Origin of the sequence: Pseudomonas marincola (assembly GCF_900682675.2) — a bacterium.
GTDB lineage: Bacteria > Pseudomonadota > Gammaproteobacteria > Pseudomonadales > Pseudomonadaceae > Aquipseudomonas > Aquipseudomonas marincola.
In genome coordinates this window covers 4340358-4353543 of sequence record NZ_LR215729.2, presented here as the reverse complement: position 1 = coordinate 4353543, position 13186 = coordinate 4340358, and the positions used below count along the sequence as shown (strand labels likewise).

General features: G+C 59.3%; 14 protein-coding genes. 1 reads left to right on the top strand and 13 read right to left on the bottom strand.

The genetic code is table 11. From position 1 onward, the window contains the following. Window positions 1-73: 73 nt before the first annotated feature. The 13 genes from PMYSY11_RS19900 to PMYSY11_RS19840 are packed head-to-tail and all read right to left on the bottom strand — an operon-like array spanning window position 74 to window position 12086. Window positions 74-1330 carry an NAD(P)/FAD-dependent oxidoreductase gene (locus PMYSY11_RS19900; RefSeq protein WP_150547825.1) on the bottom strand — a complete coding sequence of 419 codons (1257 nt, stop codon included), beginning with the start codon at window positions 1328-1330 and terminating at the stop codon, window positions 74-76. Beyond that, the gene (locus PMYSY11_RS19895) at window positions 1317-3677 is read right to left on the bottom strand and encodes an MMPL family transporter (RefSeq protein ID WP_150547824.1); all 2361 of its coding nucleotides are present in this window, start codon (window positions 3675-3677) and stop codon (window positions 1317-1319) included. The genes PMYSY11_RS19900 and PMYSY11_RS19895 overlap by 14 nt, the downstream gene beginning before the upstream one ends. Next, complete coding sequence (locus tag PMYSY11_RS19890; RefSeq protein ID WP_150547823.1) at window positions 3667-4272, bottom strand: outer membrane lipoprotein carrier protein LolA; 606 nt, start codon at window positions 4270-4272, stop codon at window positions 3667-3669. Before PMYSY11_RS19890 ends, PMYSY11_RS19895 begins: the two co-directional genes overlap by 11 nt. Beyond that, entirely contained in the window at window positions 4269-4694 is a 426-nt protein-coding gene (locus tag PMYSY11_RS19885) for an acyl-CoA thioesterase (RefSeq protein WP_150547822.1), read from the bottom strand. Before PMYSY11_RS19885 ends, PMYSY11_RS19890 begins: the two co-directional genes overlap by 4 nt. Then, window positions 4684-6228: an HAL/PAL/TAL family ammonia-lyase gene (locus tag PMYSY11_RS19880; RefSeq protein ID WP_150547821.1), complete on the bottom strand. Its 1545-nt coding sequence runs from the start codon at window positions 6226-6228 to the stop codon at window positions 4684-4686. Before PMYSY11_RS19880 ends, PMYSY11_RS19885 begins: the two co-directional genes overlap by 11 nt. Beyond that, on the bottom strand, window positions 6209-7150 hold the full coding sequence (locus PMYSY11_RS19875) for an LpxL/LpxP family acyltransferase (protein ID WP_150547820.1): 942 nt from the start codon (window positions 7148-7150) through the stop codon (window positions 6209-6211). Before PMYSY11_RS19875 ends, PMYSY11_RS19880 begins: the two co-directional genes overlap by 20 nt. After that, window positions 7147-7881 carry a glycosyltransferase family 2 protein gene (locus tag PMYSY11_RS19870; RefSeq protein ID WP_150547819.1) on the bottom strand — a complete coding sequence of 245 codons (735 nt, stop codon included), beginning with the start codon at window positions 7879-7881 and terminating at the stop codon, window positions 7147-7149. The genes PMYSY11_RS19875 and PMYSY11_RS19870 overlap by 4 nt, the downstream gene beginning before the upstream one ends. Next, a complete protein-coding gene (locus tag PMYSY11_RS19865; RefSeq protein ID WP_150547818.1) occupies window positions 7874-9538 on the bottom strand; it encodes an ApeI family dehydratase in 1665 nt (554 codons plus the stop codon). Before PMYSY11_RS19865 ends, PMYSY11_RS19870 begins: the two co-directional genes overlap by 8 nt. Beyond that, complete coding sequence (locus tag PMYSY11_RS19860; RefSeq protein WP_150547817.1) at window positions 9535-10080, bottom strand: COG4648 family protein; 546 nt, start codon at window positions 10078-10080, stop codon at window positions 9535-9537. Before PMYSY11_RS19860 ends, PMYSY11_RS19865 begins: the two co-directional genes overlap by 4 nt. Next, the gene (locus PMYSY11_RS19855) at window positions 10077-10334 is read right to left on the bottom strand and encodes an acyl carrier protein (RefSeq protein WP_069898349.1); all 258 of its coding nucleotides are present in this window, start codon (window positions 10332-10334) and stop codon (window positions 10077-10079) included. The genes PMYSY11_RS19860 and PMYSY11_RS19855 overlap by 4 nt, the downstream gene beginning before the upstream one ends. 12 nt (window positions 10335-10346) lie before the next feature. Continuing rightward, on the bottom strand, window positions 10347-10607 hold the full coding sequence (locus PMYSY11_RS19850) for a phosphopantetheine-binding protein (RefSeq protein ID WP_069898348.1): 261 nt from the start codon (window positions 10605-10607) through the stop codon (window positions 10347-10349). Beyond that, entirely contained in the window at window positions 10582-11397 is an 816-nt protein-coding gene (locus PMYSY11_RS19845; protein ID WP_150547816.1) for a lysophospholipid acyltransferase family protein, read from the bottom strand. The genes PMYSY11_RS19850 and PMYSY11_RS19845 overlap by 26 nt, the downstream gene beginning before the upstream one ends. Next, complete coding sequence (locus PMYSY11_RS19840) at window positions 11370-12086, bottom strand: beta-ketoacyl synthase chain length factor (protein ID WP_150547815.1); 717 nt, start codon at window positions 12084-12086, stop codon at window positions 11370-11372. Before PMYSY11_RS19840 ends, PMYSY11_RS19845 begins: the two co-directional genes overlap by 28 nt. Before the next feature lie 279 nt (window positions 12087-12365). Here PMYSY11_RS19840 and PMYSY11_RS19835 point away from each other — a divergent pair, with 279 nt between their 5' ends. Further along, window positions 12366-13133 (top strand): ParA family protein, encoded by a 768-nt coding sequence (locus PMYSY11_RS19835; RefSeq protein WP_069898345.1) that lies wholly within the window; start codon window positions 12366-12368, stop codon window positions 13131-13133. The last annotated feature ends 53 nt before the right edge of the window (window positions 13134-13186 follow it).

Genomic DNA, 13186 nt, shown 5'->3' with positions numbered 1-13186 from the left:
GGCACCCGCGAGACGTGGCTTTGCAGAAACCAGAAACCGAAGTGGGTTTCTTCAACGTAAGCGGCTGGGTTCATCACAATCCTTGCTGCTTCGGCGCACACAATTGCGCCAGCACATTGAGCCGGCGCTTGGGGTCGCTTACGTAGGGGTTGGATTCATCCCATGCATAACCTGCAAGGATCGAGCTGATCATGCGGCGGATTTGCGGTGCGGCATTTTCAAAGAAGATTACGTCCTGCAATGAGCCGTCGTACCAGCCCTCCACGTAAGCGCGGAAGGTATCCACGCCTTTCTTTAACGGCTCGGCAAATTCGCGCTGCCAGTCGACCTGCTCACCAGTCAACTGACGATGCAGCACCGCCGCTGCCATGCTGGCCGAGCGCATGGCAATGGTCACGCCCGAGGAAAATACCGGGTCCAGGAACTCGGCCGCATTGCCCAGCAATGCGAAGCCCTGGCCATGCATACGCTTAACATTGGCCGAATAGCCGCCCAGTGTGCTCACCGGTGTGTCCCACACGGCATTGGCCAGAATCGCGTTGAGTGAGGGCGCTTGTCTGATCAATTCGCGCAGGTTGGCCTCTGGGTTGTCGCCGAGGCTTGCATAGTGCGAAGCGTCCGCCACCACGCCGACAGAGGTGCGACCGTTGCTGAAGGGAATGGTCCAATACCAGACATCACGCAACTCGGGATGAGTGCTGATAAGAATTCGCTCACGGTTGAAGGCCGGGCTGTCGATGTGGTCTTCAATGTGGGTGAACAGGGCCTTGCGCACAGGGAAGTTCGACGGTTGTTCGAGGTCCAGCAAGCGCGGCAGCACGCGGCCATAGCCACTGGCGTCGAGCACAAATTCACAGTCGATCAGGTATTGCTGCGCATCCGTCAGGCGCTTGACCCGCAGTTGCGGCGTGGCCCCGGAGAAATCGGCGGCAACCACCTCTTCTTCATAGCGAATCTCAACACCTTGGCGCTGCGCCTCATCCGCCAGGATTTTATCGAATCGACTGCGCTCGACCTGAAAGGTTGAGCCTTTACCGACCGTGTATCCGTCGCGAAAGTCGATGTCGGCAGAGCGCTCGCCGCAGGCAAATGCAGCGCCATGTTTGACCTGAAATCCGGCTGACTCGATAGCCTCAAGCATGCCGGCTTCCTCAATAAAGTCGAGGCAGTGCGCGAGCAGGCTTTCGCCAATGGAGAAGCGCGGGAAGCGCTGGCGCTCAAGCACCAGTACATCGTGGCCGTTGCGTTTGAGCAGGGCGCTGGCGATGGCGCCGGCAGGGCCTGCTCCAATGACGACGACCGTACGCTTGAGTGTTTCAACTGGCTGCATGTTGCGTCCTTGCCTGATTGATATCGGCTGATTGAGACGGGGCAGAAGGCTGGCCCGGGGTCGCCCATGGCGAGTAGATAAAACTGAACAGCAGGCCCAGGCTCACGGTCAGGCCAAAGTTGGCAATCGCCGGCGTACTGCTGAACAGCAGCAGGCCAAACGACAACCAACTGGTCAATGCTGAAAGCAGTGTACCGATCAGGCTCACCGCTTCGCCTCCCACAGATTCGCGCATCAGAATGGCGTAGTCGATACCAATGGCTGTGATCAGCAGCAGGCCGAAAACGCTGAACAATGTCAGTGGTTGGCCCAGCCAGCCCAAGCAGGCGAGGGCGGTGATTGCCGCGAGCAGTGGCAGGCTGACGACGCGCAATGCGCCACGCAGGCCAAATGGAATGCACAGCAACACGACAATGGCGGCGCAGGAAATCAGCTTGAGTGTGGCGGCGCTGATTTGCGTCTCGGTAAATAACGCGTTGAGTTCGCCCAGCCGGTCAACCAGCTCGACACCTTCAAGCCCGGTCGCTGCATCCTCAAGCAAGGCTGTGGCTGTTTGCCCGTCGAGGCTGACCAGTCCGCTCACGCCGTTGGCGCATTTGCCCATCCACAATGGACGCCATGGCTCTGCCAGTGTTTGTTTAAGAATCTCATCGAGACTCGGGCGTGGCTGGTGCAGCAAGTCTTCGACTTCGGCATTGAGCGCGGCCTCGGCAATACCCGCATCAAGCAATGGTTGCCAGTGTTGGGGCAGAGCCTGCAAGGCTTTGTGCAAATTATCGAGCTGCTCGTCAGGCAATATCAGTTGGTTGAGCGAGCGATAGCCGCGCAGTTGATTGTTGCTGACGAGTGCATCGAGGCGCTCGCTCAAGGCCGCTTGACGCGCGAGTAGTTGTTGCTCGTCTGCCGCCCGCACCAGATAAAACTGGCTGGTGGGCTGTTGCCCGGTGAGTTCGGCAATCCGTTGCGCTTGCGCCGCCAGTTCGGGCTCCTTGCCCAGCCACTGGCGTAAATCATTCTGGGTGTGCAGTTGCGCGATGCCGCCCAGGCAAAACAACGGCACGCCGATAATCATTGGCCAACGAGCTTTGTTAATACACCACAAGCGCGCCGCCAGCAGGCCGTTGGCGAGACTGAGTAAACTCCGCCCAGGCTGCAGTTGCATGCCCTTGAAGCAGGCGGGAAGCATGCAGATTGCGCACAGATAGGCGCCGATCAAACCGGCGGCCGAGAACACTGCGATCTGGGTTAATGCCTGAAAGGGTGTGAAGGCCAGCGCGACGTAACCCAGCAGATTGGTCGCAAGGCTCAGGGTCAGACCGGGCAGGGTTGCACGCATCGCGCTCCAGCTCTGCCATTGCTGCTGCGCCCAGCATTTGCTCAGGTAGTGCTGCGGGTAATCAATTGCCACGCCGATCAGGCTCGCGCCAAGAATCAGGGTGAGCGCATTGATCTGGCCGAACCACAGCACGCAGGCGCTGGTGCCCGCCAATAGCGCCACCGCAACGGGCAGCAAACTCAACAGCACACGGGGGCGCCGGTAGGCGAACAGCAGCAGCGCAATTAAACCGACAATGGCCGCGCCGCCGAGCAGGCTGATCTCTTGTGTGGCTTGGGCCTGGCCGGCGTTGGCATAAAGTACACCGCCGCTGGCGAGCAGTTGGCCGCCAGCGGCTTGTGCCTGCTCACGGGCATTGGCGACATCTGCTGCGACCTTAGCGGGGGCCTGCAGATCAAACGCATCGCCGTGGCTCTGCGCGCGTACCAGTACCCATGTCATGGCGTTTTCGTTGATCAGCAGCGCGCCGCTGCCAAGGTCGACCTGGACATTACTGTGCGGGTTGAGCGTGGTTTGCGCCTTGGCTGTCAGGCCCAGCCAGTCTTGTTCAAGGGGCACCAGACTGAAACCTGCAAAGGTATCGAACAACTCGCCAGAGCGCCGTTGGACAAACTCATCGGGCTGATTGATCAGCAGCGACTTTTCTGCCGCCGGCAGCAATGCCAGGCGCTGCGCCAGCAGTTGTTGGCGCAGGTCTGACAAGTCATTGCGCACGCTCCATTGAACGGCGGAAAAATGCTGGCTCTTGCGCAGTTGTCCGGCAATGGCTTGCGTCAGTTGAATGGCTTCGCGCCGTTCACGGTGGCCGACCAGCAGTAGCAGCTCGCGGTTGAGTGGCTCTTGTATGCGCTGTTCCGCCGCGCGGATTTCGCCATCAATCTGATTGCCGGGCAGCAACGCCAACAAGCTGGCGGCCACAGGCGGGCCACTGCGCCATTGCCATGCTGCAAGGCACAACAACGCCAAGAGGCCTATGCCGAACAGGCGTGGCAGTGCGCGCTCAGTCTGCAAAGGCGTCTCGCTCGTCTGCGGTTAGGGCATCGCTGGCCTGGCTGTCCGGGAGTTTTAACAACGTGCGATCGCCCTGTGTTTCAAACAGCTCGATACGCTGCACAAGCGTCGCACCCTGAATCTCGATGTGGCTGAATATCTGCTGGAGCAGCAGCGCTCGCGGCGTCAGGGTTAGCGTCCAATTATCGCTTGTGCCTGTTAACTGCAAGGTGAAATCGGCTTCAAGCCCTGTCCGGTCACCGCGCAGCAGCGCCAGAAATAGCCGGCTTTGTTGCGCGGCGGCATTGTTGCCGGGCTGCACTTGCCAGCCATTGGCTGTGCGCTTGGCGATGCCGTCTGCGTTGATCCGGTAGTCCTGCGCAATGGGGGTTTTCAGTTGCCACAGCAGCCCGGTATCGGCGGCCAATACAAACAGGCCGCGGCTGGTGAGGGGCCGGGCCATGGCGCGCAAATGTTTTTCCTGAACGAACGGGCCGCGCACAACCGGGTGTTTGCCGAGTTGTCGGCTCAGATCATTGAGGTCAAATGCCTGCGCCAGCGGAGCCAGTAACAGGCAGCCAAGTACGCAGGCTACGCGCAAGCAGAAGCGGCTCATGGCAGCGCGGCCTCAACGGCGTTCACAAACACCCGTGGTGAGGCCATCTGCATTTCGCGGCTGGCGATTTCAACTGCCACTTGCACGCTGCTGGCGCGCGTCATGCGCTCGCCGGTTGCAAAGTCGCTGATCAGGTAGTGGATTTTCAGGCGGTTTTCCCACTCGACCAGATCGGCGCGCACGATCAGCTTTTGGCCAAACGTCGCGCCACAAATATAGCGCAGCTGCAGATCAATCACTGGCCAGGCATAACCGGCGTCGCGCATTTGCGTGTAGTTATGACCAATTTTATCGAGCAGGGCGCAGCGCGCCATTTCGAGGTATTTCACGTAGTGGCCGTGCCAGACGACCTCCATCATGTCGATATCGAAGAAGGGGACAACGACTTCGCAATCAACCTGCAACACGCCACTACTGCGCATAAAGCCTCCAATGCTGATCGCGGATGCGGTTCAGGCACAAGCGCAGCTCGCCTTCGAGGGCGCGGTCTTCGATCACCGGCGCAAAATCGGCCGCCAGTTGTTCCCGCATGTTCAGCAGTGGCTCGGGCAGTGGCCGCGAGTTGTCGCGCATTCTCAACCAGACTCCTTGATTGGCCGCCAGCAAGGTGGCGGCGGCAACCTGTTCGGTCAATTCGAGGCTGCGCAGGGCATCACGCGCGGCGATGGTGCCCATGCTGACCTTGTCCTGATTATGGCATTCGGTCGAGCGCGAAAAGACGCTGGCGGGCAGGGTGTTTTTCAGGGCTTCGGCGGTCCAGGCACTGGCACCGATCTGCACGGCCTTGAAGCCGTGATTGATCATCGCCGTGGCGGCGGGAGCGCCGGACAAGTTGCTTGGCAGGCCGTGGTTGTAACGGGTATCTACCAATAATGCGAGCTGACGGTCGAGCAGGTCGGCGACGTTTCCCACCAGGTTCTTCAGGCTGTCCATCGCAAAGGCGATATGGCCGCCGTAGAAGTGACCGCCGTGCATCACGCGTTCGGTTTCGGCGTCGATCAGGGGATTGTCGTTGGCGCTGTTCAGTTCGGTTTCGATGAATTGGCGCAGCAGGCCCAGGCTGTCGGCAAGCACGCCCAAAACATGGGGCGCGCAACGCAGCGAGTAGCGGTCTTGCAGGCGATGCAACGCAGGGGTTGGGCCGGTAATGGCGAGGTCTTCGCGCAGCCATGCCGCCACCTGCATTTGCCCCGGATGGGGTTTTGCCGCAAACAGGCGTTGATCAAAGTGCTCCGGGTTGCCTTCCAGCGCAACCACGTTCAGCGCGGTGATGCGCGTTGCCAGTTGCAGCAAATAGTCGGCCCGCGAGTAGGCCAGACACGCCAGCGCGGTCATCACGGCGGTACCGTTCATTAATGCCAGCGCCTCTTTCGGGCGCAATGTCAGCGGCGTCCAGCCGAGCATTTGGTGCACTTCGAGGGCGCTGTATTGGCGGCCTTTGCAGAGCACTTCGCGTTCGCCACTGAGGGTCGCAGCAACGTAAGACAACGGCGTCAGATCACCGCTGGCGCCGACCGAACCTTCTTCGGGAATCAGCGGCAGGATGTCGTGTTCGAGAAAAGCCTGAAGACGTTCAAGCAGCTCGACGCGCACCCCGGAAACACCGAAGCACAGTGATTGCAGGCGAGCCGCCAGCACTGCGCGCGTTGCCTCAGGGTCGAGCAACTTGCCCAGGCCGCAGCCGTGAAATGTGTACAGGTGGCGCGGCAGGGCTTCGACTTGATCCAGCGGCACGGCGACCACGCAGGAGTCGCCATAGCCTGTGGTAACGCCGTAGATCACGCCTTCTTTATCCAGCAGGGTGTCGAGAAAACGTGCGCCCTTGGCGATTTTTTCGCGGTACTCGGCGTCCATTTGCAGGTGAGCGCTGGCGCGTTGCTTTGCCAGCGCGACAATGTTCTCGATCGAGAGGTGAGTCTCGCCAAAAATCACCGGTTCAGGCTGATGTGTCGTCATCTGAATTCCAAAACGGATAAAAGTTGAACCACTGTTGTGGTGCGTCCAGGCAGCGTTCAGCCAGTCGATCAGCGAAGCGTTGGGTCCACTCGCGGATGACCGCATCGCGGTTGCTGCGCTTCCATTGCACTCGCGTGGCAAAAGGCTCGAGCAAGATTTGATAACGACCGGCGATTTTCACGCAGCTGAGCAAATTCACCGGGCAATCGAGGAGTCCGGCCAGCAGCCAGGGACCTTGCGGAAAAGCGGCCGGTTTGCTGAGGAAGTCGACCGTGACTTGGCGCCCGCCATGCAGCGGAATACGATCACCGGCGATCGCCAGCCATTCGCCGCGCTCAATTCGTTCCGAGAGTTGCAGCATGGTCGCCGGATTCAACTCGCTGACCTGAATCAGGCGCATGTTGCGGGCACCGGCTTCCCCGAGCAGCTGGTTGAATTGTTCGGCGTGTTTGGTGTGTACCAGAACATTCATGGTCACCTTGTCGCCTAATTCAGCCAGCGCGCGACACACTTCAAGGTTGCCCAAATGCGCGCCCACCAGCATTTGCCCGCGTGGCGCGTGCATCTGCCCGCGCAGGTTGTGCGGGTCGATCAGATCAATATCGCGGGCGCTGAGTTTGCCGCGCCAGATATCCAGTTTGTCGAGTAGTGCATCGGCAAATGCCATGAACTGGGCAAACACCGAGCGCAGGCTGGGCGGCGGGGTTTTACCGCTCCAGTTCATCAGGTTGAGCTGATATTGGCGAATGCTGCGTCTGGCCTTGGCACCGAATATGAAGAAATACAGCACGATCAAATACAGCAGCGGGCTGATCAATCGGCGGCCGAGGGTGCGCGTGGCCACGACCGTGAACTTCATCATCCACAGGCTGCCGCGTTCCTGTTGGGCGGCCCAGTGCTGGTCGTTATCTGGTCGGCTCATCGTCGGCCCCGGCTGCAGATAATTTTCGGCGCTCGCAGCAACATACCGAAGAACAGCTTGGCGTGCATTTTCGAGATCAGCAGGTTGTCGTGAACCAGACGAAAATGCGAGAGGCCGTCCAGCGGGTAATGCACCTGCGTCGGCAGCCACTCCATGGGCTGGTTCTGCCATGCCATGCGCACCAGAATTTCCGGATCGAAATCCATGCGCCTGCCCAGCTTGACCCGGTTGATTAAACTGACCGTGCTCGCCAGCGGATACACCCGGAAGCCGCACATGGAGTCGCGTATCTGCAGTGACAGGCTGTTGATCCAGACCCACACGTGAGTCAGGTAGCGTGCATAAAGACGGCCCCTGGGCACGCTGGCGTCGTATTCGGGATACCCGCAGATAACAGCGAGCGGGTGCTCGCGCGAGCGCTGCAGAAACGCCGCGATGTCATTGAGGTTATGTTGGCCGTCGGCGTCTACTTGCAAGGCATGGGTGAATCCCAGCAGTTGCGCTTCGCGCAGGCCCGCCATCACGGCGCCTCCCTTTCCCTGATTGTGCAGCAGGTGCACGGCGTAGCAATCGGGCTGGCTGGCGAGCGTTTCAATCACCGCTGTACAGGCCGGGCTTGAGGCGTCATTGACCAGAATGCAGGGCAATTTTGCTATGCGTAAGGCCTCGACCACATGCACCAGCGCATGTTCGTGGTTGTATACCGGGATGACTGCGCAGGGCTTATGCATGCTGGGCCAGAAGAATGCGTCCGGATGAACACGGGGCATTGCTGTTAGTGAAAGAGAAATACAATTTACTGCGGTTTGCATCGAAACGCAGTGACAGTTGTACGCGGTCTCCTGGACGCATTAACTGCTGGAATTTAAGCACTTCCATGCCGGTAAACCGAGGCGGTAGATCCGCAATCAACTGCCGGGCCAGATGTAGTGCCCAGTCTATCTGCACGACGCCTGGCACTACTGGCGCCCGGCTGAAGTGGCCACTGAAGTGCGCGAGATCAACCGGAACCTGAAGCTTTATCAGCAGCCCGTCAGTTGTTTGTTCAATGCTGTCCGGTATTACCTGAGTCGGCCTTGGCGCCGCGAGCAACTGCTCAATGCGGCTTTGCGCCAGCTTTCCCTGACTGTTGTACGGCAACTCGGTGTAAAGCCGCCATTGGCGAGGCAGGGCAATGGGCTCCACATGGCTCGACAGATGAGTGCGCAACGCCTGAGTGGTGGCTCGTCTGCCCTGATTGCGCAGGGCATGCAAGCCGGCAGGGCTTAGCGCAATGAGCGCGCCGACAACGGCACGGCCCAACTGGCGCACGCCCACCCGGGCATCTGTTACCCACGGATGCTGAATCAGGGTATTTTCCAGCATGGGCAGCGAGATGCGTTTTTCTTCGAGTTTGATGATGCGATCGAGGCGTGCACCGAGCAGAAACCGGCCATCGGCTTCAATCTGCACGGCATCAGCGGTTTCTTCACGGTGTCCGGCTGGCAAGTACGGCGAGGTCAGGCTGAGCGCCCCTTGCGGGTTGCAGCTAACGGCTACTCCGGCGAACGGTTGCCAGTGCTGGCCACCCTGCCGCCAGCCAATTCCGCCGGTCTCGGAGCTGCCATAAATTTCGGTTGGGAACTGCTGCAGGCGCGCTTGCAGATAAGCAGCCGCCTCTTCGGGGAGTGCGCCACCGGATGAAAAAATCTTGCGTATGCGGCTCAGCGCTGACCAGTCCAGATTATCGCTGGTGCGCTTGAGCAGCGCGGGGCTGGCCACCCAAATGAATGCGGAGTGAGGCAGGCTGGCGCGCTGCATGTCTTCACTGAATGGCAGCGTCTGGCGAAGAAATACGCGCCCTGCGCACAGCGGCCAAAGCACGCGGAACAGCAAGCCGTAAATGTGCTGCGCCGAGACGCTGGAGATAACGGCGGCGCTGCCAATTTCCGAGCCCCAGAGTTGTTCGAGTGCAGCGACTTCGTTGGCCAATTGCGTAAGCGTTTTGTCGATCAGCTTGGGTTCACCGCTGGAGCCCGAAGTGCACAGCGTCAGCAGGCAGGCATCTGTGGCGAGGGGGCTGGCTTGCGCGGGTGTACAGCCTTGAGTTTCTGGCAGGGCATCCAGCCAGAGGTCTGTCTGGCTTGCGAGTCGGGCGCGGGTCTGGGGTTGCGCATCAGCGGGGAGCAGCACTGTGACAGACGCTTGCCAGGCGGCAAACAGTGCAATCGCCAGTTCGGCTGCATCGTCCAGATGAAGCGCTACGCGTTGAATCTTGTGAGCTGCAAAGTAGCCTGCCAGCTGTAACGCCTGCTGGCAGAACTGCTGGTGATTGAGTGCAGGTTCAAGGGTAATGCTGCGCTGAGCATCCGGCTCGAGGAGCAATGCCTCAAGGGCAATCCATTTCATGCAATTCTTCTTACGCGTTGGCGAACAAGCCATTCAACAGCGAACAGCAGGCCCATCAATAAATAGGCAATAAAGCCGTTGTACAGCGTCCACCAAGCCAGTGGCGCCCATAATGTCAGCGCTGCCGCGATTAGCGCGTTGCAGCAAAAGAACCCAGCCCAGACCTGTGTTACCACTCGCGTGTAGCGCACGGCCTCAGCCGGCAGTTCGGGTTCGCGCAGGCGTGCGAGCCGCTCTATCAGCGGCGGGCCGTAGCGCAGGCTGAGCAGGAATACGCACAACAAGATGCTGTTCAGTAACACCGGATACCAGCGCAGTAATGCCGGCTCACCGGCAATGCCAAGCACACCGCAGAACAGCAACGCGGCCAGCGCCATCCAGCGCCCGCCGGGCCGTTGCTGTGCTGTCAGCAGGCGGGCGATCCACAGTGCGCCGAGCAGCAAGGCAAAAACTCTGGGCGACAGGTGCTCGATCCCGAAGTACACCGCAAATGGATACGCCAGTCCTGCCGCTACCAGAACGAGGCCTAACAATCGGCTCATGCGCGCTCTGGGTTAACCAGTTTGTACACGGCTTCGACCACGTCACTGACTGTGCGTACCGACTTGAATTCGTCGGCGGCGATTTTCTTGCCGGTTTTACGCTTGATGTGATCAATCAGGTCGACCGCGTCGATGCTGTCGATTTCAAGGTCCTGATACAGGTTGGCCTCTGGGCTGATGTCGGCGGCGTCGAGCTCAAACAACTCGACAAGGGAGTCGCGCAGGGTGCTAAAAATTTCATCACGATTTTGCATGTTTTAGCGCTCTCAAACGGCCTGGCGTGCAGATACAAAAGCCGCCAGGTTGGCCACATTGGCGAAGTGTTGGCGCGTGTCCTTGTCCTCTGCATCGATCTTGATGCCAAAGCGTTTCTGGATCGCCAGCCCCAGTTCGAGGGCATCCACTGAGTCGAGGCCCAAGCCATCACCAAACAGCGGCTGGTCGGTCGCGATGTCTTCAGCCGACATGTCTTCGAGCCCCAGCGAGTCGATAATCAGGTTTTTAATTTCGTGTTGTAATTCGCTCATCTGTTGCGAGCTCCTTTATGAAGTATTGATGTAGGTAATCATTGAGCTTGCGCGAGGCTATCGGCGCCGGCGCAGCGGCCTTGAATTGTTGCGGGTCGATGTCTGCACCCACACGGAGTTGGATGTGCACGCGCCGGGCGGGAATGCTGTACCACGGTTCGGCTTTGGTCAGGGTGGTCGGTGTTACGTGAATGGTCACCGGCGTCACGCAGTGAGCGCCGCGGATGGCGATGGCCGCAGCACCACGGTGGAATTCCGGCGGCTTGCCGGGTGTGGTGCGGGTGCCCTCGGGGAAGATGATCAGGCATTGCCCGCCTTGCAGGGCCGCTGCCGCTTCATCGAGCATTTCCACGCTGCCGCTGTTGCTGATGTACTGCGCCGCACGGATCGGGCTGCGCATACAGGGGTTGTTCCACAGGCTTTGTTTGACCACGCAATTGCTGTTGCGAATCAGCGAGATCAACACGACTACATCAATCAGCGAGGGGTGATTGGCGATGATCAGCTGGCCCGGCTTTCCCAAGTGTTCGGCCCCTTCGACCGAATAGGTCAGAACCCCCAGGCGGTACATGATCTGCACGAAGGCGGAGAAGCTTTTATTGATGACTCGTCGGGCTCTCGTACGACGACTGACGGCGTCGCCCGGCAGCAAATTCAGGATTGGGAACACCACCACGCTCAAGATCATGCCGCCCAAACCAAAGATCAAAAAGCTCAGCGCTGTGGCAACCAGTCGCCATGCATAGGGTGGGCTGTAAGCGCTCACTTTTGCTTGCGTGACCACATCCATTGGCGGCGGCTCCAGTAATGGGTGATGTCCTGCTGGTCGTTGTTAAGCGCCCGGAGCAAACTCAGAGGGTGCGGCCATTCGCTGCGCGGGCCGCTGCCGGTTTGCAGGTCCAGCTGCCAATCGTCGCCTGGCGTGAGTAACAGCCCCACAGCGTAGGCGAACGGTACGTCGTCAATGAACGATGTATACAGCGCCGGCGGTGCTTCTTCTGCAATGACCACCAGCACCGCGGGTGCACCTTCATGGAGCAATAGACAAGCTTCTTGCACCGCATGTTCCAAGCCGTCACCGGCGGCGGCCAGGGCGGACATCTCACTGGTGTCGGCGCGCAATATCGACCACTGGCCGACAATTGCGTTATGCACGGAGAGGCTGAACTGGGTGGGAGAGAGCGGCTCGCCGCGTGCCAGGTCGTGAAGAATCGCCAGTGTGCGCGGGGTTTCGCCGTGGCGGGAGGCAAATATGAGCGGCAGCCTGGGGTGTGATTCAGCTAACGGCCAGGCAACATTGAACACCATTCGCGCCAGCCGGCTTAAGCGCCTGCGCTGCATGGGCGCGAGAAAACTAACGTCGGGTTGCTGCTGCTCATCCGCCACGCGCACGGGCGCCTGACACCAGTCACGCCACTGTTGCGAGCTTTCCAGACTGGGGGCCCAGGCTAGCCATTGTTGTATTTTGAAGTGCATCACGGAGGGAATTCCTCGCCCCTGCGGGCGTCCTTGTCAGCTGCGGCAGTCCTGTTCATCGGCCAAATTGCATGCGTTTAAGCCAATTCTCAGTAAGGATGTGAGAGTTGGGCTGTCGAAATTTACCTGGCAAAGTGCTGGCATTATCTCGATGGCCGGGGGGTTGCGCAAACTTTGGCGCCAGTTTTTGCCTAACGGTCGGGCTCAATTGCTGAGGAACCTCGCCGTTGTCATGTAATGTGCATAGAATCGATGTCAATTCAGGGATTAGGAGCGAATCAGATGCGGCGTGTAGTTTTTAATCAGAAAGGGGGTGTGGGCAAGTCGAGTATTGCCTGCAATCTTGCGGCAGTCAGCGCCTCACAGGGCTATCGTACGCTGCTGATTGACCTCGATGCGCAGGCCAACTCCACGCATTATCTGACCGGGCTTACGGGGGAAGAAATTCCGGTAGGCATCGCTGATTTCTTCAAACAGACGCTGTCCAGCGGGCCTTTCAATAAAAAGGGCAAGGTCGATATCTACGAGACCCCGTTTGATAACCTGCATGTGGTGACGGCGACGGCCGAGTTGGCTGACTTACAGCCCAAGCTTGAGGCCAAGCACAAGATCAACAAGCTGCGAAAGTTGCTCGATGATCTTTCGGAAGATTACGACCGCATCTATCTGGACACGCCACCGGCACTCAATTTTTATACCGTTTCTGCGTTGATAGCGGCTGATCGCGTGCTTATCCCGTTCGATTGCGACAGTTTCTCGCGCAATGCGCTGTACGGTTTGTTGGCTGAGATTGAAGAATTGAAGGAAGACCACAACGAAGGCCTGGAAGTTGAGGGCATCGTGGTCAACCAATTCCAGCCGCGCGCCACGCTGCCGCAGCAGTTACTGGATGAGTTGGTGGAAGAGGGCTTGCCGGTGTTGCCGGTGAACCTGATGAGTTCGGTGAAAATGCGCGAGTCGCATCAGGCCTGCACGCCGCTGATTTACCTTGAGCCGCGACACAAGCTGACCCTGCAGTTTGTCGAGTTGCACGACCTGCTGCAGCAGTAGCGGTAAACGCGTAGTTGTTTGAGCCTGATGATTCAGGCTCAGGCAAGATCACA